The following is a 20,587-nucleotide window of genomic DNA, read 5'->3' as shown; positions in this document are numbered from 1 at the left end:
TCAATGGGGGGCAAGCGCATGGGCGATGCTGTTTCCGACCAATGGGGCACCGGCGATGTGCTTGGCCGCGTGCTCGAGGCGATGCGTGCCTCGGGCCTGCCGACCGACAGCACGACGGTCGAGGCGCTGGTGCCGGTGGACCATTTTCACGCGCGAGGCTTCAAGTCGACGCAGGAATTGGCCGACAACCTGCCGGTGAAGCCCGGCGACCGGCTGGTCGATATCGGCTGCGGCATCGGCGGGCCGGCACGCTATCTGGCACAGCGCTTTGATTGCCGGGTCGAGGGGATCGACATCACCCCGCCCTTCGTGACGGCGGGCAACCACCTGTCGGCGCTGACCGGGATGCAGGACCGGGTGAAGATCGTGCTGGGCGACGGACAGCACCTGCCCTATCCCGACCAGAGCTTCGATGGCGGCTATTCCCAGCATGTCACGATGAACATCGCCGACCGCGACCGCTTTTTCGCCGAGGCCTTCCGCGTCCTGCGCCCCGGCGCCTTCTTCGCGCTGACCGAGCATGGTCTGGGCCAGGGCGGGCCGGTGCATCATCCGGTGCCGTGGAGCGACGATGGCAGCCATGAGCATCTGATGACCCCGGAAGACACGGTGACGCGGCTGAAGGCGGCGGGGTTCGAACGCATTCGCCTCAGCGAGACCGGGCCGAAATACCTCGAAGGCTATCGCCGGATGATGGAACTGGCGGCGAAGGGCGACTTGCCGCGTTTGGGCGTGCATATCCTTCTCGGGCCGGACGCCCCCGCCAAGACCAGGAATGCGGCGTGGAATATCGAAGAGGGACGAACAAGGCCGATCGAAATCCTGTGCTTCCGGCCGGTCTGACGCGGCTCAGCGCAGCAGGCCGTCCAGCGCGGGCATCCCCAGGATGGCCGCGACGGCGATCATGGCAAAGCACAGGCGGCGGAAGGTCTGTTCGCTGGCAAGCCCGAACATGCGGCTGCCCAGCCAGACGCCGAAACCATAGGGCGCGGCCGTGGCCAGCGCGAGGACCAGAAGCCCGGGGGTGAAGAGACCCTTCATCAGATAGCCGATGGCCGACATCACGGTCGAGACGGCGAAGAACAGCACGATATTGGCCCGCACGGTCTGGCGCGGGATCGCGCCGCCCAGCCAATAGGCCACGACCGGCGGCCCGCCCATCTGGGCCGCGCCGCTGAACAGGCCCGAGATCGCGCCGACAAGCACGGTCAGCGGCGTCTTCGGCCTGCCGTGATAGCGCCAGCCCGACAAGAGAAGGACGAGAAGCGAGAAGGAGCCGATCACCAGCCCCCAGCGCAGGATCACCGGCTCGAGCGTGGTCAGAAGCAAGACCCCCAGCGGCACGCCCAGAAAGGCCCCGAACGCCATGACAAGAACGTCGCGCCGCTCAGCGCGCCGAAAGGCGGGCGGGATCAGGCCAAGGGTCATCGCGCTGTCGACGACCAGCAGAAGGGGCGCGGCGACTTGCGGGCCGGTCAGGGCGCTGGCGATCGGGATGAAGATCAGCGCCGCGCCAAAGCCGGAAAAGCCGCGGGCCAGACCCGCCAGGAAGGCCGTGATCATCAGAAGCGCAAGCGCAGGCGGATCGGGAAGGGCGGCGAACATTCTGGCGCGGAGCGATGGGGCGCGTCTCTAGCGCGCCGTCTCGGCCGCGAGTTTCAGGCCAAGCGCCGCGAAAGACGCGGCGAAGGCGCGGCGCAGCCAGCGCATCGCGGCGGCGCTGGCCAGAAGCCGCTGCCGGCTGGTTGCGGCAAGCGCGGCATAACCCAGAAAAACCCCGAAGGTCATGGCGTTGAAGACGACGCCAAGCTGCACGAGATGCGCCGTGCCGCTGCCCGCGGGCATGAACTGCGGCAGGAAGGCGATGAAGAACAGCGGCAGCTTGGGGTTGAGGATGTTGAGAAGGATGCCGCGCCGGACAAGGCGCGCGGCGGGCTCGGGCGCGCGCGGCGCGATGGACAGGCCGCCGCGATCCTGCAAGACGCCCCAGGCCATCCAGAGAAGATAGGCGACGCCCGCGAATTTTATGGTCTGGAACAGGATGGCGCTGGTATGCAGCACCGCCGCCAGCCCGGCCATGGCGACGATCATGTGCAGCACCGTCGCCAGCGTGCAGCCGACCGAGGCCCAGAGCCCGGCGCGGAAGCCGCCGCCCAGGGTTGCGGACAATGTGTAGACCACGCCGATCCCGGGCGAGAGGCAGACGATGAAGGCAGTTAGAAGATAGTCGAGGCTCACGGCGGGCGCTCCTGTTGGCCAAGATGGCGGGCGGCAGGATGCCGGGGCCCGCGCGGCGGCCCAGAAGATCACGCGCCAACCGCTCTGTCACCTGAAATGCGCCGCATGCGGATCAGACCCGCGCCTTCTGCCCCGGGCCGGTCGTCAACACGGCCGTTCCGCGCTTCGCCTGTCGCGCGGCGTCTGGGCCGGGGACAAGGCGTGCACTGGCGGCGCGATGCGCAACGAAGCCGGATCGCACCGCCGCCGCCTCTGGCCACGACAGGGCATCGCCGGCCCGTCCTGCCTCGGCCGACGCCTGCCCCCGCCCGCCGATCGGCCCGCCGGGAATTGCTTTTCCTGCAGGCTCCGCTTATCTCGGGGTCCGACAGAAAAGGCCGGGAAGGCACCATCCATGAACTGGATCACCAATTACGTCCGCCCGAAGATCAACTCGCTCTTCTCGCGGCGCGAGGTTCCCGAGAACCTTTGGACGAAATGCCCCGAATGCGGGACGATGCTGTTCCATCGCGAACTGGCGGCGAATCTCAACGTCTGCTCGAATTGCGATCACCACATGACGATCAGCCCGCGCGATCGCTTTGCCGCGCTGTTTGACGGCGGCATCTTCACCGAGGTCAAGGTCCCCGATCCCACCACCGACCCGCTGCATTTCCGCGACCAGAAGAAATATACCGAGCGGCTGAAGGCAGCGCAGAAGGCCAGCGGCGAAAAAGACGCGATGCTGGTGGCCGAGGGCGAAATCGGCCGCACCCCGATCGTCGCCGCCGCGCAGGATTTCAGCTTCATGGCCGGTTCCATGGGCATGTATGTCGGCAACGCCATCGTCGCCGCCGCGACCAGCGCGGTCGAGCGCAAGAAGCCCCTCGTCCTCTTCTCCGCCTCGGGCGGCGCCCGGATGCAGGAAGGAATGCTCTCGCTCATGCAGATGCCGCGCACCACGGTCGCGGTGCAGATGCTGAAAGAGGCGGGCCTTCCCTATATCGTCGTCCTCACGCATCCGACCACCGGCGGCGTCACCGCCTCCTACGCCATGCTGGGCGACATCCAGATTTCCGAACCCAACGCCCAGATCGGCTTTGCGGGCGCGCGGGTGATCGAACAGACCATCCGCGAGAAACTGCCCGAAGGCTTCCAGCGCGCCGAATATCTCTTGGATCACGGGATGCTCGACCGGGTCATTCATCGCAAGGCGCTGCGCGAGGAACTGGTCACGCTCTTGCGGATGCTGCTGGCGCTGCCCCCCGCGATCAAGGGAGAGCTGGCCGCCCCGGCAGAAGCGCCCGTCGCGCCGCTGGAGGAGACCAAGGCGTGACCCCGACCCAAGTTGCCGCTTCCGGTTCCGACGCGATCCTCGCGCGGCTCATGGGGTTGCACCCCAAGATCATCGACCTGACGCTTGACCGCGTCCACCGCCTGCTCGCCGCGCTTGGCCATCCCGAACTCAGCCTGCCGCCGGTGATCCATGTCGCGGGCACCAATGGCAAGGGCAGCACCCAGGCCATGATCCGCGCCGGGCTGGAACAGGCGGGCGACCGTGTCCATGCCTATACCTCGCCCCATCTGGCCCGCTTCCATGAACGCATCCGCGTCGCGGGCCATCTGATCTCCGAACCGGCCCTGATGGCGCTTTTGGACGATTGCGAGGCCGCGAATGGCGGCCATCCGATCACCTTCTTCGAGATCACCACCTGCGCGGCCTTCCTGGCCTTCGCACGCAATGCCGCCGACTGGACGCTCCTCGAGGTCGGCCTGGGCGGCAGGCTTGATGCCACCAATGTCGTCGACCAGCCGCGCCTGACCATCATCACCCCGGTCTCGATCGACCATCAGCAATATCTGGGCGAAACCCTGGCCGAGATCGCGGGCGAAAAGGCCGGCATCATCAAACGCGGCGTGCCCTGCGTGGTCGGACCGCAGGAGGAAGAGGGTCTCGCCGTGATCGAGACCCGCGCCGCCCGTCTTGGCGCTCCCCTGTTCATCCATGGCCAGCACTGGCATGCGTTCGAAGAAAACGGCCGCCTGATCTATCAGGACGAGACGGGCCTTCTCGACCTGCCCTTGCCCAACCTGCCCGGCCCGCACCAAATCCAGAATGCGGGCGCCGCCGTGGCCGCGCTGCGGCTTCTGGGCCGCGACGCCGCCGCGTGTGAGGCCGCCGTCTCCAGGGCCGAATGGCCTGCAAGGATGCAGCGCCTGCGCACGGGGCCTCTGGTCGAAAGCGCGCCGGAGATCGAACTTTGGCTCGATGGCGGCCACAATCCGGCGGGCGGCCAGGCCGTTGCCGCGACGCTGGCCCGTCTGCCCGCCCGCGAGACGCATCTGATCTGCGGCATGCTGAACACCAAGGATGTGCGCGGCTATATGCGCCCGCTGGCGGGCCATGCCGCTAAGCTCTGGGCGGTCTCGATCCCCGGCGAGATGAACACCCTGCCCGCCGAAGCGACCCGCGATGCCGCCGCGGCCGAAGGCATTCCGGCCGAAGCGGCCGCCTCGGTTGCCGCGGCCCTTGCCGCCATCGCCGCCCGGACCCCGCAGGCCCGCGTCCTGATCTGCGGCTCGCTCTACCTGGCCGGTCAGGTGCTCAAGGAAAACGGCTGAGGCGACGGAAAAAGGGGGGCGCGGGCGGTCAGGCGGCATAGCGCGCCAGGAACATCTCCACCGCGCCCTTGACCGATTTCTGCACATCCTCGGGCTTGATCGCATCGGCCATGCCGAAGATCAGCTTTTCGTGGATATGCGCCTTGCACAATTGGGCGAACTGGTCGGCGGCCAGGTCGAAATCCTCGATGCGAAGCTGCCCCTTGGCCGCCAATTGGCGCATGTGATGCACCAGCCGCTCATGGATCAGCCCCGGCCCGTTCTCATAGAAGGTCCGGGCGATCTCGGGAAAGCGCGCCCCTTCCGCCACGATCAGGCGGAACATGTTGCGCCCGAAATCCGACATCAGGAATCCCGCGATCCGCGAGGCGGCAAAGGTCAGGATCACCTCGATCGGCGCGGTGTAATCCAGCTCCGCCTCGGCCTCTTCGGTCTGGCGGCGGCATTCCGAATTGCAGATCTCGGTGAACAACAGCCGCTTGTCGGGGAAATAGGCGTAAAGCGTCGCCTTGCTGACCCCGGCCTCGCGGGCGATCTCATCGACCGAGGCGCCATCGAACCCGTCGCGCAGGAAGATGCGCCGCGCCCCTTCGATCACCTGATCGAACTTGCGGCCCCGGCGAATCTCGATGTCTCGACTCTCGATCTCTTCGGTTGCTCTCATCATCCCCTCGTGGCCCGACCATAGCCGCAGCCGCTTTCCGGGTTCAAGCGCGCGAAGCGTCATTCGGTTCCCGCCCTGGCGGCTTCATCTTGGTGGATCTGCTCTGAGGGGGTCCCAGGGACGACGCGCCCCCGGGGCATCAGCCAGGGCATCGCAGGGGATTAATCCTGCCGCATGCAGACCGGCGTCGGGGCTTCGGGCGCGCAGCCCTTGCTGCCGCCGGTGACCGTCTCGGTCGGAAAGCTCAGCGAAGGCAGCAGGATCTCCATCGTTTGCGCCGCGGCGGGCAGGGCCAGCGAAAGGGCGATCACGGTGGCGGGGACAAGCGATTTCAGGGCCATCTTGCATCTCCATCGGAAGAGGGCGGGTGTTCGATGACTCGGAATATGAACCGAACAGTTCAGTTTGTACAGAGTAATTTGAACTGATCAGTTCACTTTTCACGGCTTGCCTTTCGGCGCGCCCCTCCGCTAGTTTAGAACCATTCCAAATTGTGGTGCCCCATGCTCTCCGCCCTCTCCTCCCGCCGCCGCTTCGCCGATCTGTCGGAACAGGAAGTGCTGGCCCTCGCCATCTCTTCCGAGGAGGACGACGCCCGCATCTATCGCAGCTATGCCGAACGCCTGCGCGCCGATTACCCCGCCACGGCCGAGATCTTCGACGGCATGGCGCTGGAAGAAGACGACCACCGCCGCCGCCTCATCGCCCTGCACGAATCCCGCTTCGGCACCGTGATCCCGCTGATCCGCCGCGAACATGTCGCGGGCTTCTACGCCCGCCGCCCGGTCTGGCTGACCGCCAACCTCTCGCTCGCCACCATCCGGGGCGAAGCCGCGGCCATGGAGCACGAGGCCGAAGCCTTCTACAGCCGCGCCGCCGCCCGCAGCCAGGACAGCGCCACCCGTACGCTTCTGGGCGATCTCGCCGCCGCCGAGGCCGGCCATGAGAAACGCGCCGAGGCGCTGGAAGACGCCCATCTCGACCCCGATGCCAAAGAGGCCGAGGCCTTCACCGAACGCCGCCAGTTCATCCTCACCTGGGTCCAGCCCGGCCTGGCCGGGCTGATGGACGGCTCGGTCTCGACCCTGGCGCCGATCTTCGCCACCGCCTTCGCCACCCATGACAGCGCCACCACCCTGACCGTCGGCCTCGCCGCCGCGGTCGGCGCCGGCATCTCGATGGGCTTCACCGAGGCCGCCCATGACGACGGCGTCCTGTCGGGCCGCGGCAGCCCGTGGAAACGCGGCCTCGCTTCGGGCGTGATGACCGCCCTGGGCGGCCTTGGCCATGCGCTGCCCTATCTGATCCACGATTTCTGGACCGCGACGGCCATCGCCATCGCCGTGGTCTTCGTCGAACTCTGGGCCATCGTCTGGATACAGAACCGCTATATGGAAACACCTTTCCTGCGCGCCACCTTGCAAGTCGTGCTCGGCGGTGCTCTGGTCTTCGCTGCGGGTGCCTTGATCGGAGGGGGATGATGTATCGCAAAGGGGATGTGACCTACCGGCCCATGCCGCTTCCCGATCGGGTGCAACTCGACCCGACCGATAGCCTTGCCGCCGTCGAGGGCTTCCTCGCCTATATGCGCAAGCGCCATTCCGTCCGGCAATTCTCGACCCGCGACGTGCCCGAGACGGTGATCGCCGCCTGCATCGCCGCCGCGGGCACCGCGCCCTCTGGCGCCAATCACCAGCCCTGGCATTTCGCCGCCATCGCCAACCCCGCGATGAAGGCCCGCATCCGCGCCGCCGCCGAAGAAGAGGAACGCGCCTTCTACCAGGGCGGCGCCGGCGATGAATGGCTGGCCGCGCTGGAACCCATCGGCACCGGCGCGCAGAAGCCGCATCTCACCGATGCGCCCTGGCTGATCGTGGTCTTCGCCCAGCGCTGGGGCACCACCCAGGACGGCGCCCGCTACAAGAACTATTACGTCCCCGAAAGCGTCGGCATCGCCACCGGCCTGCTGATCGCCGCCATCCATCACGCGGGTCTCGTCTGTCTGGAACATACGCCAAACCCGATGGCCTTCCTGACCGAGATGCTGGGCCGCCCGGGGCAGGAAAAGCCGATGATGATCCTGCCCGTCGGCTATCCCGCCGAGGATGCGACCGTCCCCGAGGTTGCCAAGCGCAAGAAGCCGTTGACCGAGATCCTCAGCCTCTTCCCCTGACTCTGCTGCCGATCGCGGGCCTTCGGCCTCCGACACGGCCTGTCCCGGCCATCCGGGGCGCGCCGCACCTTGTCCTCCGCCGCCCGGCATGACACCAAGGCCGCGATGCTGGCGATCTTCCTCAAGACCCTCCCCTTCTTCGCGCTGATCGCCCTGGGCTACGGCGCGGGCCGCTTGCGGATCTTTCCGCCCGAAGCCACAGCCTGGCTCACCAAATTCGTCTTCTACTTCGCTCTCTCGGCCATGCTGTTCAAGCTGACCGTGACGCTGTCCTTCGCCCAGCTGTGGGACCCGGTCTTCGCCGCCGCCTATCTTGCCGCCACGGCCGGGCTCTATGCGCTCCAGTTCGCGCTCTCGCGTCTGCGCGGCGTCTCGCTGGCCGAGGCGACGATCGAGGCGCAGACCGGCTGCATCGGCAATACCGGCTTCCTGGGCATTCCGATGCTGGCCGTCCTGCTGGGCCCCGCCTCGAACGGCCCGATCCTGATGGTCCTGACCATCGACATGATCATCTTCTCCTCGCTGGTCACGCTGCTCATCACCGCCGCGCGCAGCGGGCGGCTGGGCCTGTCCTCGATCCGCAGCCTTGCCCTGGGCCTGGTGCAGAACCCGATGATCGTCTCGATGGTCGCGGGCTTCGCCTGGTCCGCCGCCGCCCTGCCCGTGCCGGGCCCGATGATGGAGACGCTGACCCTTCTCGGCAGCGCCGCCACGCCCTGCGCGCTTTTCGCCATCGGCGCCTCGCTGGCCGGTCGTTCGGCCGAGCGCCTTGCCGTCGCGGGCTGGCTCAGCTTCTCGAAGCTGATCCTCCACCCCGCCATGGCCGCGCTCATGGCCTTTGCCGTCTTTCCGGTCGACCGCCAGGCCGCCGGCGTGATGATCGCTGCCGCCGCCCTTCCGGTCGCCGGCAATATCTATATCCTCGCCCAGCATTACCGCGTGGCCCCGCAACGCGTTTCGGCGGCGATCCTTCTGTCCACCGCCTTCAGCATCGTGACGGTGCCGCTGGTGATTGCCTGGGCAACAGGCGCTTGAAGTCAAGGAGTTCCCACATGAAGACCCTGTCCGAGAACCGCTGCTTCGGGGGCATGCAGGGCGTCTATTCCCATGCCTCCACCGCCACCGGCACCGAGATGACCTTCGGTCTCTTCCTGCCCGCCGAGGCCGAGGAAGGCGCCGTCCCGGTGCTGTGGTATCTCTCGGGCCTGACCTGCACGCATGAGAATGCCATGGTCAAGGCGGGTGCCCAGCGCTGGGCGGCCGAGGCGGGCATCGCGCTGGTCTTTCCCGACACCTCGCCGCGCGGCGAGGGCGTCGCCAATGACCCGGCCTATGATCTGGGCCAGGGCGCGGGCTTCTATGTCAACGCGACACAGACCCCCTGGGCGCCGCATTTCCGCATGTGGGACTATGTGTCCGAAGAACTGCCCCGGCTGCTCTTCAACACGTTCCCGCTGATCGAAGAGGCGCAGTCGATCACCGGCCATTCCATGGGCGGCCATGGCGCGCTGACGCTGGCCATGTCCTTCCCCGGCCGCTTCACTTCGGTCTCGGCCTTCGCGCCGATCTGCCAGCCCAGCGCCTCCGACTGGGGCCGCAAACAGTTCACCGCCTATCTCGGCCCCGACGAGAGCACCTGGGCCGCCCATGATTCGACCGCGCTGATGCGGCGCTACGGCTTCGACGGCCCGCTTCTGGTCGATCAGGGCACGGCCGATCAGTTCATCGACCTCCTTCGCCCCGAGGCGCTGGCCGCCGCCCTTACCGAACGCCGCCAGGGCGGCACGCTGCGGATGCAGAAGGGCTATGACCACAGCTACTTCTTCGTCTCCTCCTTCATCGAGGATCATGTCGGCTTCCACGCCGGGGCGCTCTTGGGCTAGGGGCAATTTCCGTCGAGGACGTTGCCATTTTCCTCGAAGGCGATTGGGCGGAGTTTTCCAGAACTCCGCTCTCCCGGCCCCCGAGTCGCCATTCTTCCCAGAACGTGGTTAACCTGGCGGGCGTTGCCCCCAGTGGAAGACGTTCGGAAGACAATCGGAAGACCTTGGAAAGACGCCGGAATGACCGATGAACGCCCGGATTAACACAGCGTTCCCAATATCTTGCGAGGCGCCATGACGCTTTACATCGACGCCGATGCCTGCCCGGTGAAAGCCGAGGCCGAACGCGTCGCCACCCGGCTTTCCATCCGCATGGTTCTGGTCTCGAACGGCGGCATCCGGCCGAGCGCGAACCCGCTCGTGGAAAGCGTCTATGTCGGCACGGGGCTGGATGAGGCCGACCGCTGTATCGCCGATCATGCCGCCACGGGCGATGTGGTCGTCACCTCCGATATCCCGCTTGCGGCCCGGGTGATCGAACGCGGCGCGGCGGTGGTCAAACCGGATGGTGAGGAACTAACCTCTAGAAATATTGGAACAATTCTTGCCACCCGCGACCTGATGGCCGATCTGCGCAGCGCCGATCCCTTCCGCCAGGGCGGTGGGCGCAGCTTCTCGAAATCCGACCGCTCGCGCTTTCTCGACGTGCTGGATCGCGTCTTGCGGCGTGGACATGTCGCTTAGGGGATAGAGTTTTCAGCCCGTCCGGGCTTCCCTCTCGCCATGATGACGACGCAGACCCAAAGCAGCGCGACGCCCGGTATTCTTCTTGCCCTTGGCGGCTCGGTCGTGATGTCGATGAACGACCTTGCCATCAAGGCGCTGTCCTCGACCTATCCGCTGCACCAGGTCATCCTCGTCCGTGCCTTGATCGGCATCGCCGTCGTCTGCCTTCTGATCGCCTTTTCCGGCACCGGATTCCGCCAGCTCCTCACCCGCCGCCGCGGCGCGCATCTGTTCCGCGTCTCGATCGTGATGATCTCAAATGTCAGTTATTTCGTGGGCTTATCGCTCATGCCGCTGGCCGATGCCGTGGCCACGGCCTTCATCGCGCCCATGCTGGTCACGCTGATGTCGGCGGTGATCCTGGGCGAGCAGGTGGGGCCGCGGCGCTGGTCGGCGGTGGCTGTCGGCCTCTTGGGCGTCATCGTGATGACCCGCCCGGGCGACGGCATGATCCAGCCCGCGGCACTGCTCGTCCTGCTGTCGGCGTTCTGCTACGCGGGCAGCCATATGATGACCCGCCACATGCGCGAAACGGAAAGCGCGGCGGCGCTGTCCTTCTATGTCCAGCTTGGTTTCGTGCTGGTCTCCAGCACCATAGGCCTGACCTTCGGTGACGGGCATATGGCGCAAGCCCCTGGGAGCACATGGGAATTTCTGTTCCGTCCTTGGATCCTGCCCGCCGCCTCCGACCTCTGGGCCTTTGCCGCCACCGGTCTTGCCGTCTCGATCGGCGGGCTGATGGTCAGCCAGGCCTATCGCACCACCGAGGCCTCGCTGATCGCACCCTTCGAATATGTCGGGATGCCGATGGCGATCTTCTGGGGCGTCGTGGTGTTTCACACCTGGCCCGACCGCACCGCCTGGTTCGGGATTGCGCTGATCTGCGGCGCCGGGCTTTATACGCTCTGGCGCGAAACCGTGCGCAACAAGAAGGATATCAACGTCGCCGCCCCCAGTGGCGATGTCTGACGGCGAAGGAAGACAGATGACCCCCGATTTCATCCCCGGCAGCGCCGAAAAGCTGCTCGACTGGCGTGGCCTGATGGCGGCCTTCGAGGCCGGGCATCGCCTGAAGCAGCCGGATATCAAGGACTTGTTCGTCTATCGCGGGCCGGACACCGTGCTTGACCGTGCCACCTGGATCGATGGTCTGGGCGCTTTGGTCAAAGTGGCAACCGTGGTGCCCGGCAATACCGCCCGCAAGAAACCCACGGTGAACGGCGCGGTGACGCTTTATGACGACGTGACCGGAGAGCTGACGGCGCTGGTGGATTTCCATCTGGTCACCAAATGGAAGACCGCCGGGGACAGCCTGCTTGCCGCGTCGAAACTGGCCCGCAAGGACAGCCGCCGCATCCTTCTGGTCGGCGCGGGCAATGTCGCACGCTCGATGGTCTCGGCCTATCGCACCATCTTCCCCGCTGCCGAATTCCGCATCTGGTCGCGCAGCGTCGCCAGCGCCGCCCATCTCGCCACGCCGCTCGGCCTGGAGATCGCCGCCGACCTCGAGGCCGCCGTGGGCTGGGCCGATGTGATCTGCACCTGCACCATGGCGACGGAACCGCTGATCAAGGGCGAATGGCTGCGCCCCGGCCAGCATCTTGACCTGATCGGGGCCTATCGTCCCGACATGCGCGAGGTGGACGATGCCGCCATCGCGCACGCCCGGCTTTTCGTCGATGCCCGCGCCACCACGGTGCATCATATCGGCGAGATCATGGCCCCACTGAAATCCGGCGCGATCACCGAAAAGGCGATCCTGGCGGATTTCTACGACCTGCCCTCGGGCCGCTATGCCCGTGAAACGGCTGAAGAAATCACCATCGCCAAGAATGGGGGCGGCGCGCATCTCGACCTGATGACCGCCGATTACATCCTGCGCGCCTGGCGGTCCCGCCAAGTTTAAGGCGTCACGCGATAGACATACCAATGGTCGCGCTGCAAGGGCGCGTCGCCCAAGGGCGCCAGGTCCGACCGCGTCAGGGGCGCGACGGTTAGCAGCAGCCCGCCCGGATGATCCTGCATCCAGGCCACCAGCGCGGCATCGTCACGCAGCACCCTGACCGGCGCGGGCAGGCGGGCGGCATAGGTGAACTCGCCCGCATAGGTGATGTCCGTCGTGGCAACGCCCTTGTCGGCATCGGCAGCCAGCAGCGCTGCGATGCGGCCGGGGTCGCTGTCCAGCCAGAGGCTGCGCCAGACCAGCAGCTCGAACAGGATCAGCGTGGCTGGGGCCACCGGCGCCAGCGCCCCGAGCGGCGTCCGCGCCCGGGCCACCAGCCCCAGGGTGGCCGCCAGCAGCGCCAGCCCGCCCAGCAGCGCCAAGGGCGAAACGCCGCCCGGCAAGGTCTTTTCGGGCACGAAGCCAAGCAGCGCCGCCACGCCTGCACCCGCCAACCCCAGCGCGGGCAGCAGCGGCAGGAAGCGGGTGACCCTACCCAGGCTGCCGGGCGCGGCAATCGAGAGAAGGAGCGCCAGCGCGGCCAGTTCCGGCAGCAGGTAATGGATCTGCTTGCCGCTGACAAAGCTGAAGGCGACCAGTCCCGCGACAGCCCAGATCATCAAGAGCCGGACCTGCGGGCTGGCTCTTTCTTGCCAGCCTCCCAGAACCTGCCGCCCCCAGCCAAAAGGCCAAAGGAACAGCGGCAGAAGCGCCGCGAAAAACCAGACCGGCCGGTCATGGGCAAAGCTCTGCACCATGCGGCCCGCGCTCTGCCGCCACAGGATGTCATTGCGATAGGCAGCATCGCCCAGGATCAGCGCCGGCCCCAGCCACAGCGCCAGAAGCGCCAGACAGACCAGAAGGCCCAGGCCAAGCCCGGTGTAGAAGCGACGCGGCGGCAGGGTCAGCGGCCCCGGTCGCCACAGAGGATAGGCCAGCGCGGCAGGCAGCACATGCAACAGGATCACCGGCCCCTTGGCCAGCACCCCCAGCGCCAGCGCCGCACCAAGGCCCAGCACGACCGAGCGCGAGATCTCGGCCCGGCGCGCCAGCGCCCAGAGCGACCAGATCCCGCACAGAGTCGCCACAGTCAGAAGCGTGTCGAACATCGTGGCAGAACCATAGGCAAGGAACACTCCGGTCCCCGCGAGCGCCCAGGCGGCGCGTCCGGCGCGCTCGGGCATCTCGGGCCACAGCACCCGGGCCAGCCGACCGGTCAGCAGCACCGCCCCCGCCCCCGCCAGCGGCGCGACGAAGCGGGCCAGAAGGTCACTCGTGCCGAAGATCGTCCAGACCAGATTGACCAGCCAGAACAGCAGCGGCGGCTTGTGGCTGTAGACCTCGCCATTCAGATGCGGAACGATTTTCGAGCCGCCCGTCCACATTTCCCAGGCGACGGTCAGATAGCGCGTCTCGTCCACCGCGAGCAGCGGCCGCAAGAGGATCAGCACCAGCGCCGCGATCAGAAAAGCCAGGGCGGCGGCTCCGGGCCGGGAGAGAAGTCTGACAAGAATCTGCATCTTCGATCTTCGGGGCGCATCCAGCTGCACAGGCATGTCTGACATCAAGCCCTATCCCGCCGCGTGGCAGGGGGCCAGCAGGCAATTTTGCCCCTCGCCCCGCCATAAGCCCCCGCTGACACGGCTGGAGGGCGGCGAAGGGAAGAATAAGGGCGCCAGGACCCTCACGCCGCTGCGGAAAATTCATCCTGCGGCAGCCCAGGCCGAGGCCCGGCGCTCGCAGCCTGCCCCCGCGGCGGGGGAACAACCGCCCGGGACGCCGCAGCTAGACCGCCGCGGAATGCTGCGCCTTGCTCTGGTCATAGGCGTCGAAGGCGCGCGCGATCATGCGGGTCAGGGGGCGGCCCTTGCCGGAAATCGTCAGCACCCCGTCCGTCACCCGGACCAGATCCTCGAACCCGGCGGCCGCATCGCGGAACAGCGCATCGACACGGGCCGCCGTCACGCCGAAATCCCGCAGCAGTTCAGTCCGGTCCACGGCGAAATCGCACATCAAGGCCTCGATGATCCGCCCGCGCAGCAGATCCTCGCCTGCAAAGACATGGCCGCGATGGGTGCTGAAGCGGCCCTCGCGGATCGCCTTGGTATGGGCCGCCGTGGCCGAGGCGTTCTGCGCATAGCCCTGCGGAAAGCGCGAGATCGACGAGGCGCCAAGCCCCACCAGCACCTCGGACGTGTCGTCCGTATAGCCCTGGAAGTTCCGCCGCAACCGCCCCAGCTGCTGCGCCACTGCCAGCCCGTCCTCGGCCCGCGCGAAATGGTCGATGCCGATCTCGCGATAGCCGTCCCAGGCGAACAATTGCCGCGCCACGCCAAAGAGGCGCAGCCGTTCTTCCGGCGTTGGCATCGCATCCGATGGGATCATCTGCTGGCGCCGGCTCATCCAGGGCACATGGGCATAGCCATAAAGCGCCACCCGGTCAGGCGAGAGAGACAGAAGCTTCTGCACCGAATCCGCAATCTTCTGAGGAGTCTGATGCGGCAGACCGTAGAGAATATCGGCATTCAGGCTGCGCACGCCGCGGTCGCGAATTTTATCTGCCACTTCGCGGGTCAGCTCATAGCTTTGCTCGCGCCCGATCGTGGCCTGAATCTGCGGATCGAAATCCTGCACCCCGATCGAGGCACGGTTCATCCCCGCCGCCGCCAGGGCGTCGAGCCGGGCATCATCCACCTCGTTCGGGTCGATCTCGACCGAGAACTCGCCCTCCTCGGCCATCGGCATGACGGCCAGGATGGTATCGGCCAGGTCGCGGATCTGGTCGGCAGGCAACAGCGTTGGCGTCCCGCCGCCCCAATGCAACCGGGACAGGGTGACGCCGCGCGGCAACAGGCGCGCCAGCAGGGCGATTTCCGCCTTCAGCGTCTCGACATAGGCGAGAACCGGATCCAGCGTCGATGTGCCCTGCGTCCGGCAGGCGCAAAACCAGCACAGTCTGCGGCAGAATGGCACATGCAGGTAAAGGGAAATTGCCGCCCCTTCCGGAATTGCCGCGATCCAGCTTTCAAAGACCTCAGGCGTTACACCACCGGCAAATTGCGGTGCGGTCGGGTATGAGGTATATCTGGGCACCCGCGCGTCAAAAAGACCGAGGCGCGTGAGTTGCGCATCCGTTTCCATGGGATTAGCCTTATTGGCGCGCGGGCAGAGATGCCTTGACGCAGATCAAGTGGTGAAAGGCTGTTGATGGCTCTGCAGGATATTCAGTTTCACGCAGGCCACCAGGAATGCGGCGATTGTCCCATTCGCCATCGCGCCGTCTGCGCGCGCTGCGAAAGCGACGAGCTTTCGAGGCTGGAGCAGATCAAATATTATCGGTCCTATGAGGCGGGACAGGCCATCGTGTGGTCGGGCGACCGGATGGATTTCGTGGCCTCGGTCGTCTCGGGCATCGCCACGCTGACCCAGACGATGGAAGACGGCCGCCGCCAGATGGTCGGGCTGCTGCTGCCCTCGGATTTCGTCGGCCGTCCGGGCCGCGCGACGGCGGCCTATGACGTCACCGCCACCACCGATGTCGTGATGTGCTGCTTCCGCAAGAAGCCCTTCGAGGACATGATGGTCCAGACCCCGCATCTCGCGCAGCGCCTGTTGGAAATGACCCTCGACGAGCTGGATTCGGCGCGGGAATGGATGCTGCTGCTGGGCCGCAAGACGGCGCGGGAGAAGATCGCCTCGCTGATCTCGATCATCGCCCGGCGCGACGCGGCTTTGCACCTGCGCCATGCCAAGGGCGCGCTGAATGTCGACCTGCCGCTCACGCGCGAGGAAATGGCGGATTACCTCGGCCTGACGCTGGAAACGGTCAGCCGACAGATCTCGGCGCTGAAGCGCGATGGGGTGATCCATCTTGAAGGCAAACGCCGCATCGTGATTCCCGATTTCGACCGCCTTCAGGAAGAAGCCGGCGATGACAGCGATGGCGGGATGCTGGCCTGACCCGCCGGTCCCCGCGCAAAGCGGTGCTTGCCGTCAGCGGTGACCGCGGACTGCCCCTGTCCGATGGGCCTTGCTGCGGCGTTCTTGAGGCTGGCTGGTGCCCTGCCGGGCCTGCCATTGCGCCGACGCGGCCGAGGGCCTTAGGATTTCAGCGGATGCGGCGGGGGGTCTCTCGCCGGCCAGATCATGGAGACTGGATGTCAGAGCTTGTGTGAGAAGGCTCTCTGATCCGCAGAGCGCCATCCCGCCCTCATCCACCCGCGCGCACCGCGTCGGGTGCCCTCTTACGTCCATCACATGAGACATCCATGAAATCCAAGGAAATGAAGGGCCCGTCCGGCCTTTTGATTCGCGACGAGATCGCCGCCGACATCCCGGCGATCAGCCGCACCATCACCGAGGCAATGCGGCTTCTGGCCCAGGCATCGGGCACCGAGGCCGCGATCGTGGACTTGCTCCGTGCCGACAAGGCGCTGGCGCTGTCGCTTGTCGCGACGCTGAAGAGACAGGTCATCGGCCATCTGGCGGCTTCGGCCGCCTCGGTCGGTGGGCAAGACGGTTGGGGGCTGATCGGGCCGCTGGCTGTCGCGCCCGACTGGCATCGGCAGGGCGTCGGATCGGTCTTGATGGCCGAGGCGTTGCGCCGCCTGCGCGCCACCTGCCGCGGTGCGGTGCTGGTCGGAAGTCCCGCCTATTACAACCGCTTCGGCTTTGCCGCCTTTCCCGGTCTTGGCGCCGCCGGATACCCGCCCGAGGTGGTGCTGGCCCTACCCTTCCATGGGCGGGCGCGCGCCGTGGGCGAGGTGACCTATCACCCGGCCTTCGCTCTGGATCAGCCGGACTAGGGTCGAGGCGGCCAGGATCGCGGGCGTCGGCCCCTGCCGGACGCGAGGCGATCCTGGCCTGGGTCACCGTCGATGCGCGTGTGGTGCAAGGTGCCTGATCCGCCAGCGAGGGCAGATGGGACAGGGGCGTGGTGCCAGGTCAGACGCGGCGGCGGGCGCGCAGGGCGGCGCCGATCGTGCCGTCGTCGAGATAGTCAAGCTCGCCGCCGACCGGGACGCCCTGGGCAAGCGTGGTGATCTCGGCCTGGGTTCCGGCCAGAGCGTCGGCGATGTAATGCGCGGTGGTCTGGCCGTCGACCGTGGCGTTAAGGGCGAGGATGACTTCGGCAATACCCTGATCGGCGACGCGGCGGGCGAGGCGGGGAATGCCCAGCTCATCGGGGCCGATGGCATCCAGCGCCGAAAGCGTGCCGCCGAGGACGTGGTAGCGGCCCTTGAACACACCGCCGCGTTCCAGCGCCCAGAGATCGGCCACATCCTCGACCACACAGATCGTGCCGGTGGCGCGGGCGGGATCGGCGCAGATCGGGCAGGTCTCCTCGGTCGAGATATTGCCGCAGATATGACAATCCCTGGCGGTGAGAGCGACCTGGGCCATGGCCTGCGCCAGCGGCGCCATGACCTGACCGCGCTTCTTGAGCATCATCAGCACGGCACGGCGGGCCGAACGAGGCCCGAGGCCCGGCAGGCGGGCCATCAGCTCGATCAGCGCCTCGATGCCCGTCGCGTCGCTCGCCATGGCTCAGAAGGGCAGGTTCATGCCGGGGGGCAGGCCCAGCGCATCGGCCATCTTGCGCATTTCCTCGGACTGGCGGGCGGCGCCTTTCGACTGGGCGTCACGGATCGCGGCAAGGATCAGGTCTTCCAGCACTTCCTTTTCGGTGGGGACCAGGATGGAGGCGTCAATGTCGAGGCCGGTGACCTCTCCCTTCGCCGTCGCCCGCGCCTTGACCAGACCGGCGCCAGATTCACCCACAACGACGGTGCGCGCCATGTCTTCCTGCAGCGCGGCCATCTTTTCCTGCATCTCCTGGGCGGCCTTCATCATCTTGCCCATGTCGCCCAGACCGGCGAGGCCTCCAAGTCCCTTGAACATGCGTGTTTCCTCCTGACGGCTTTTGTCTCAGATACGGTCGGGGCGGGTCTGGCGCAAGGCAAAGCGCTGTTTCAGGGCAGCGCGCGCCACAAGCTGCGGCGGGGGGCGAAACCTTCGGCGGCGAAGAAGCGGTGAGCGTCGTGGTTCGCCTCCCACGTGTCGAGCAGGATCTCGTCGCAGACAAGGGCCCGCGCCTCGGCCCGGGCGGCGGCAAGAAGCGCGCGGCCAAAGCCCTGACGGCGGAAGGCAGGATCGACGGCGATATGGTCGATCATCAAACGGCGGCGCGCGGGAGAGAAGGGCGAAGCGGGGCGATCCTGAAGGGACAGGAGCGCATAGGCCTGCGGCGGGTCACCGAGAAGAAGGCAGGTCACGCCCGGTTCGGCCAGACGCGCGGCGAAATGGGCGGTGACTTCGGCAGGATCGGGTTCGGCGTGGAAGGTTTCGGGGTATTGCGCCGCGTGCCAAGACTGGATGTGGCGGTTCAGCCGCGCGATCTGCGCCGCATCGGTGGGCGTGGCGCGGCGCGGGGTCAGCATGGCGAAGAATTTTCGGCGAAAATTCTGGTCAGGGCCGCAGGCGCGTTTTCCGCGAAACCTCGGGGTCGGGGCACGGGGCGGACGATTTCCCGGACGGGGTCAGGATTCGAACGGGTCCCAGTCGTCATCGAATTCGGCCTCCACCTCGGGCAGGGCTTCGGCGGCGGCGCGGGCGGCCAGCGCCTCGGGGTTGCGGATCTCGGTGATTCTCGCCTGCGGGAAGGCGGCGAGGACGGCCTGCACCAGCGGGTTCTCGCGCGCTTCCGCCAGGGCCGCTTCCTGCTCGCGGGCCTTGACCTCGGACACGGTGGGCGCGCCGCCAGAGGACACGACCGAGACGCCCCAACGCGCGCCGGTCCAGCCTTGCAGGCGCTGCGACAGGCGGGCGGCAAGATCGGGCCTGGCGCCGGGGCCCGGCTCGAACTCGATCCGTCCGGGGGAATAGCGGACGAGGCGGACATAATCCTCGACTTCGGCCAGCAGCAGCATGTCGCGCTTTTCCCGGATCAGGGCGACGATCTGATCAAACGTGGCATAGACCTGCAATTGGCCTTCGGCCAGCACCGGAGCCGCCGCCGCAGCGACCGGCCCGCTGACCGGGCCGCGCATCGGCGCGCGGGCCATCGGGGCATGGACCGCGCCCGCGGGCGCCCCCCCTGTCCTCGCGCCGCCCCCACCGCCGGGCGCGGGCGGGCGCGGGCCTTCCGACAGTTTGCGCACCAGGGTTTCGGGATCAGGCAGGTCGGCGACATGGGTCAGCCGGATCACCGCCATCTCGGCGGCCATCATCGCATTGGGGGCGAGGCCCACTTCCTCGATTGCTTTCAGCAGCATCTGCCACATGCGCGAGAGCGCGCGCATCGACAACCCTTGGGCCATTTCAAGCCCGCGGCGGCGTTCGTCGGGCGGCGTGGTCGGGTCTTCCGCCGCTTCGGGCGTGATCTTGATGACCGAAATCCAATGGGTGATCTCGGCAAGATCGCGCAGCACGGCCATGGGATCGGCGCCATCGGCATATTGCGCCGAAAGCTCGGACAGGGCAGCGGCGGCTTCGCCCTTCATGATCAGGTCGAAAAGGTCAAGGACGCGGCCCCGGTCGGCAAGGCCCAGCATGGCGCGGACCTGGGGGCCGGAAGTTTCGCCGCCGCCCATGGCGATGGCCTGGTCCATCAGGCTCATCGCGTCGCGGACCGAGCCTTCGGCGGCGCGGGTGATGAGAGCAAGGGCATCTTCGGCCAGCGTCGCCCCTTCGGCTTTCGCCACCTTGGCAAGATGGGCCAGCATCACTTCGGGTTCGATGCGCTTAAGGTCGAAGCGCTGGCAGCGCGACAGGATCGTCACCGGAACCTTGCGGATCTCGGTCGTGGCGAAGATGAACTTCACATGGGCGGGCGGTTCCTCGAGCGTTTTCAGAAGCGCGTTGAAGGCCGAGGTCGAGAGCATATGGACCTCGTCGACGATGAAGACCTTGTAGCGCGCCGAGGCGGGCGCGTAATGCACCGAGCCGATGATGGTCTGGCGGATGTCGTCGACGCCGGTGTTGGAGGCGGCGTCCATCTCGATCACATCGACATGGCGGCCTTCGGCGATGGCGCGGCAGGGTTCGCAGACCAGACAGGGTTCGGTCGTGGGGCCGCCTTTACCATCGGGGCCGATGCAGTTCAGCCCCTTGGCGACGATGCGCGCCGTGGTGGTCTTGCCCACCCCGCGCACCCCGGTCATCACAAAAGCATGGGCGATACGGTCAGAGGCGAAGGCGTTCTTGAGCGTGCGGACCATGGCGTCCTGACCGATCAGGTCGGCGAAGGTCTGCGGGCGGTATTTCCGCGCCAGCACCTGATAGGATTTCTCGGAGGTCTCGCTCATGGGGCTGGGCTTCGGCTTTCGGCTGGGACTCGGAGAGGCAGACTAGGCGCTGAC

General features: G+C 66.9%; 22 protein-coding genes. 12 read left to right on the top strand and 10 right to left on the bottom strand.

Annotated features, from left to right (window positions below; genetic code table 11):
* Nucleotides 1-18 precede the first annotated feature (18 nt).
* On the top strand, nt 19-843 hold the full coding sequence (locus ACED67_RS06865) for a class I SAM-dependent methyltransferase (protein WP_395540833.1): 825 nt from the start codon (nt 19-21) through the stop codon (nt 841-843).
* A gap of 6 nt (nt 844-849) precedes the next feature.
* On the opposite strand, the gene ACED67_RS06860 is transcribed toward ACED67_RS06865, so the two are convergent.
* Together ACED67_RS06860 and ACED67_RS06855 are read right to left on the bottom strand one after the other, a co-directional pair.
* Complete coding sequence (locus ACED67_RS06860; RefSeq protein WP_395540832.1) at nt 850-1,605, bottom strand: TSUP family transporter; 756 nt, start codon at nt 1,603-1,605, stop codon at nt 850-852.
* Between the two features lie 27 nt (nt 1,606-1,632).
* A complete protein-coding gene (locus tag ACED67_RS06855) occupies nt 1,633-2,238 on the bottom strand; it encodes a LysE family translocator (protein ID WP_395540831.1) in 606 nt (201 codons plus the stop codon).
* Between the two features lie 394 nt (nt 2,239-2,632).
* On the opposite strand from ACED67_RS06855, the gene accD reads away from it, so the two are divergent.
* Both accD and ACED67_RS06845 read left to right on the top strand, forming a co-directional pair.
* Nucleotides 2,633-3,553, top strand: a complete 921-nt coding sequence (accD, locus tag ACED67_RS06850) for an acetyl-CoA carboxylase, carboxyltransferase subunit beta (protein ID WP_395540830.1) — start codon at nt 2,633-2,635, stop codon at nt 3,551-3,553.
* A gap of 50 nt (nt 3,554-3,603) precedes the next feature.
* Nucleotides 3,604-4,839 (top strand): bifunctional folylpolyglutamate synthase/dihydrofolate synthase, encoded by a 1,236-nt coding sequence (locus ACED67_RS06845; RefSeq protein WP_395541143.1) that lies wholly within the window; start codon nt 3,604-3,606, stop codon nt 4,837-4,839.
* Between the two features lie 28 nt (nt 4,840-4,867).
* Here ACED67_RS06845 and ACED67_RS06840 read toward each other — a convergent pair whose 3' ends face one another.
* Together ACED67_RS06840 and ACED67_RS06835 are read right to left on the bottom strand one after the other, a co-directional pair.
* Nucleotides 4,868-5,503, bottom strand: coding sequence for a TetR/AcrR family transcriptional regulator (locus tag ACED67_RS06840; protein ID WP_395540829.1), 636 nt, complete (start codon nt 5,501-5,503; stop codon nt 4,868-4,870).
* Between the two features lie 161 nt (nt 5,504-5,664).
* A complete protein-coding gene (locus tag ACED67_RS06835; protein ID WP_395540828.1) occupies nt 5,665-5,844 on the bottom strand; it encodes a hypothetical protein in 180 nt (59 codons plus the stop codon).
* A 162-nt stretch (nt 5,845-6,006) separates the two neighbouring features.
* Between ACED67_RS06835 and mbfA the strand changes: the two genes are divergently transcribed.
* The 7 genes from mbfA (at nt 6,007) to ACED67_RS06800 (ending at nt 12,191) form a co-directional block, all read left to right on the top strand.
* On the top strand, nt 6,007-6,984 hold the full coding sequence (gene mbfA, locus ACED67_RS06830) for an iron exporter MbfA (RefSeq protein ID WP_395540827.1): 978 nt from the start codon (nt 6,007-6,009) through the stop codon (nt 6,982-6,984).
* A complete protein-coding gene (locus tag ACED67_RS06825; protein WP_395540826.1) occupies nt 6,984-7,676 on the top strand; it encodes a nitroreductase family protein in 693 nt (230 codons plus the stop codon). The genes mbfA and ACED67_RS06825 overlap by 1 nt, the downstream gene beginning before the upstream one ends.
* A gap of 105 nt (nt 7,677-7,781) precedes the next feature.
* Nucleotides 7,782-8,711, top strand: coding sequence for an AEC family transporter (locus ACED67_RS06820; protein ID WP_395541142.1), 930 nt, complete (start codon nt 7,782-7,784; stop codon nt 8,709-8,711).
* Nucleotides 8,712-8,728: 17 nt separating this feature from the next.
* Nucleotides 8,729-9,559, top strand: coding sequence for an S-formylglutathione hydrolase (fghA, locus tag ACED67_RS06815; RefSeq protein ID WP_395540825.1), 831 nt, complete (start codon nt 8,729-8,731; stop codon nt 9,557-9,559).
* Between the two features lie 234 nt (nt 9,560-9,793).
* Nucleotides 9,794-10,243, top strand: coding sequence for a YaiI/YqxD family protein (locus tag ACED67_RS06810; RefSeq protein ID WP_395540824.1), 450 nt, complete (start codon nt 9,794-9,796; stop codon nt 10,241-10,243).
* Nucleotides 10,244-10,282: 39 nt separating this feature from the next.
* Nucleotides 10,283-11,254 (top strand): DMT family transporter, encoded by a 972-nt coding sequence (locus ACED67_RS06805; RefSeq protein ID WP_395540823.1) that lies wholly within the window; start codon nt 10,283-10,285, stop codon nt 11,252-11,254.
* 16 nt (nt 11,255-11,270) lie between these two features.
* Nucleotides 11,271-12,191 carry an ornithine cyclodeaminase family protein gene (locus tag ACED67_RS06800; protein WP_395540822.1) on the top strand — a complete coding sequence of 307 codons (921 nt, stop codon included), beginning with the start codon at nt 11,271-11,273 and terminating at the stop codon, nt 12,189-12,191.
* Here ACED67_RS06800 and ACED67_RS06795 read toward each other — a convergent pair.
* A complete protein-coding gene (locus tag ACED67_RS06795; RefSeq protein ID WP_395540821.1) occupies nt 12,188-13,747 on the bottom strand; it encodes an ArnT family glycosyltransferase in 1,560 nt (519 codons plus the stop codon). The two genes, ACED67_RS06800 and ACED67_RS06795, sit on opposite strands and share 4 nt — an antisense overlap.
* 265 nt (nt 13,748-14,012) lie before the next feature.
* Complete coding sequence (hemN, locus tag ACED67_RS06790) at nt 14,013-15,368, bottom strand: oxygen-independent coproporphyrinogen III oxidase (RefSeq protein ID WP_395540820.1); 1,356 nt, start codon at nt 15,366-15,368, stop codon at nt 14,013-14,015.
* A 66-nt stretch (nt 15,369-15,434) separates the two neighbouring features.
* Here hemN and fnrL point away from each other — a divergent pair, with 66 nt between their 5' ends.
* Nucleotides 15,435-16,187 (top strand): transcriptional regulator FnrL, encoded by a 753-nt coding sequence (gene fnrL / locus ACED67_RS06785; protein ID WP_395540819.1) that lies wholly within the window; start codon nt 15,435-15,437, stop codon nt 16,185-16,187.
* Between the two features lie 308 nt (nt 16,188-16,495).
* Nucleotides 16,496-17,032, top strand: a complete 537-nt coding sequence (locus ACED67_RS06780) for a GNAT family N-acetyltransferase (RefSeq protein WP_395540818.1) — start codon at nt 16,496-16,498, stop codon at nt 17,030-17,032.
* A gap of 139 nt (nt 17,033-17,171) precedes the next feature.
* On the opposite strand, the gene recR is transcribed toward ACED67_RS06780, so the two are convergent.
* The 4 genes from recR to ACED67_RS06760 form a co-directional block, all read right to left on the bottom strand.
* A complete protein-coding gene (recR, locus tag ACED67_RS06775; protein ID WP_395540817.1) occupies nt 17,172-17,771 on the bottom strand; it encodes a recombination mediator RecR in 600 nt (199 codons plus the stop codon).
* Nucleotides 17,772-17,774: 3 nt separating this feature from the next.
* Complete coding sequence (locus ACED67_RS06770; protein WP_395540816.1) at nt 17,775-18,128, bottom strand: YbaB/EbfC family nucleoid-associated protein; 354 nt, start codon at nt 18,126-18,128, stop codon at nt 17,775-17,777.
* A gap of 71 nt (nt 18,129-18,199) precedes the next feature.
* A complete protein-coding gene (locus ACED67_RS06765) occupies nt 18,200-18,667 on the bottom strand; it encodes a GNAT family N-acetyltransferase (RefSeq protein WP_395540815.1) in 468 nt (155 codons plus the stop codon).
* Between the two features lie 99 nt (nt 18,668-18,766).
* Nucleotides 18,767-20,533, bottom strand: a complete 1,767-nt coding sequence (locus ACED67_RS06760) for a DNA polymerase III subunit gamma/tau (RefSeq protein ID WP_395540814.1) — start codon at nt 20,531-20,533, stop codon at nt 18,767-18,769.
* Nucleotides 20,534-20,587 lie beyond the last annotated feature (54 nt).

The sequence above is a fragment of the Neotabrizicola paludis genome (genome assembly GCF_044142105.1).
Lineage (GTDB): Bacteria > Pseudomonadota > Alphaproteobacteria > Rhodobacterales > Rhodobacteraceae > Pseudogemmobacter.
The sequence above is the reverse complement of the archived record's forward strand: the minus strand, read 5'-3'. Positions and strand labels throughout refer to the sequence as shown.

What these genes read in the sequence shown, in the direction of transcription:
- ACED67_RS06820 (WP_395541142.1), top strand. Translation starts at nt 7,782, where the DNA reads ATGCTGGCGATCTTCCTCAAGACCCTCCCCTTCTTCGCGCTGATCGCC.
- ACED67_RS06840 (WP_395540829.1), bottom strand. Translation starts at nt 5,503, where the DNA reads ATGAGAGCAACCGAAGAGATCGAGAGTCGAGACATCGAGATTCGCCGG.
- mbfA (WP_395540827.1), top strand. Translation starts at nt 6,007, where the DNA reads ATGCTCTCCGCCCTCTCCTCCCGCCGCCGCTTCGCCGATCTGTCGGAA.
- ACED67_RS06805 (WP_395540823.1), top strand. Translation starts at nt 10,283, where the DNA reads ATGATGACGACGCAGACCCAAAGCAGCGCGACGCCCGGTATTCTTCTT.
- fnrL (WP_395540819.1), top strand. Translation starts at nt 15,435, where the DNA reads ATGGCTCTGCAGGATATTCAGTTTCACGCAGGCCACCAGGAATGCGGC.
- ACED67_RS06835 (WP_395540828.1), bottom strand. Translation starts at nt 5,844, where the DNA reads ATGGCCCTGAAATCGCTTGTCCCCGCCACCGTGATCGCCCTTTCGCTG.
- hemN (WP_395540820.1), bottom strand. Translation starts at nt 15,368, where the DNA reads ATGGAAACGGATGCGCAACTCACGCGCCTCGGTCTTTTTGACGCGCGG.
- fghA (WP_395540825.1), top strand. Translation starts at nt 8,729, where the DNA reads ATGAAGACCCTGTCCGAGAACCGCTGCTTCGGGGGCATGCAGGGCGTC.
- ACED67_RS06795 (WP_395540821.1), bottom strand. Translation starts at nt 13,747, where the DNA reads ATGCAGATTCTTGTCAGACTTCTCTCCCGGCCCGGAGCCGCCGCCCTG.
- ACED67_RS06800 (WP_395540822.1), top strand. Translation starts at nt 11,271, where the DNA reads ATGACCCCCGATTTCATCCCCGGCAGCGCCGAAAAGCTGCTCGACTGG.
- ACED67_RS06860 (WP_395540832.1), bottom strand. Translation starts at nt 1,605, where the DNA reads ATGTTCGCCGCCCTTCCCGATCCGCCTGCGCTTGCGCTTCTGATGATC.
- recR (WP_395540817.1), bottom strand. Translation starts at nt 17,771, where the DNA reads ATGGCGAGCGACGCGACGGGCATCGAGGCGCTGATCGAGCTGATGGCC.
- ACED67_RS06825 (WP_395540826.1), top strand. Translation starts at nt 6,984, where the DNA reads ATGTATCGCAAAGGGGATGTGACCTACCGGCCCATGCCGCTTCCCGAT.
- ACED67_RS06760 (WP_395540814.1), bottom strand. Translation starts at nt 20,533, where the DNA reads ATGAGCGAGACCTCCGAGAAATCCTATCAGGTGCTGGCGCGGAAATAC.
- ACED67_RS06770 (WP_395540816.1), bottom strand. Translation starts at nt 18,128, where the DNA reads ATGTTCAAGGGACTTGGAGGCCTCGCCGGTCTGGGCGACATGGGCAAG.
- accD (WP_395540830.1), top strand. Translation starts at nt 2,633, where the DNA reads ATGAACTGGATCACCAATTACGTCCGCCCGAAGATCAACTCGCTCTTC.
- ACED67_RS06810 (WP_395540824.1), top strand. Translation starts at nt 9,794, where the DNA reads ATGACGCTTTACATCGACGCCGATGCCTGCCCGGTGAAAGCCGAGGCC.
- ACED67_RS06865 (WP_395540833.1), top strand. Translation starts at nt 19, where the DNA reads ATGGGCGATGCTGTTTCCGACCAATGGGGCACCGGCGATGTGCTTGGC.
- ACED67_RS06780 (WP_395540818.1), top strand. Translation starts at nt 16,496, where the DNA reads ATGAAATCCAAGGAAATGAAGGGCCCGTCCGGCCTTTTGATTCGCGAC.
- ACED67_RS06765 (WP_395540815.1), bottom strand. Translation starts at nt 18,667, where the DNA reads ATGCTGACCCCGCGCCGCGCCACGCCCACCGATGCGGCGCAGATCGCG.
- ACED67_RS06845 (WP_395541143.1), top strand. Translation starts at nt 3,604, where the DNA reads ATGGGGTTGCACCCCAAGATCATCGACCTGACGCTTGACCGCGTCCAC.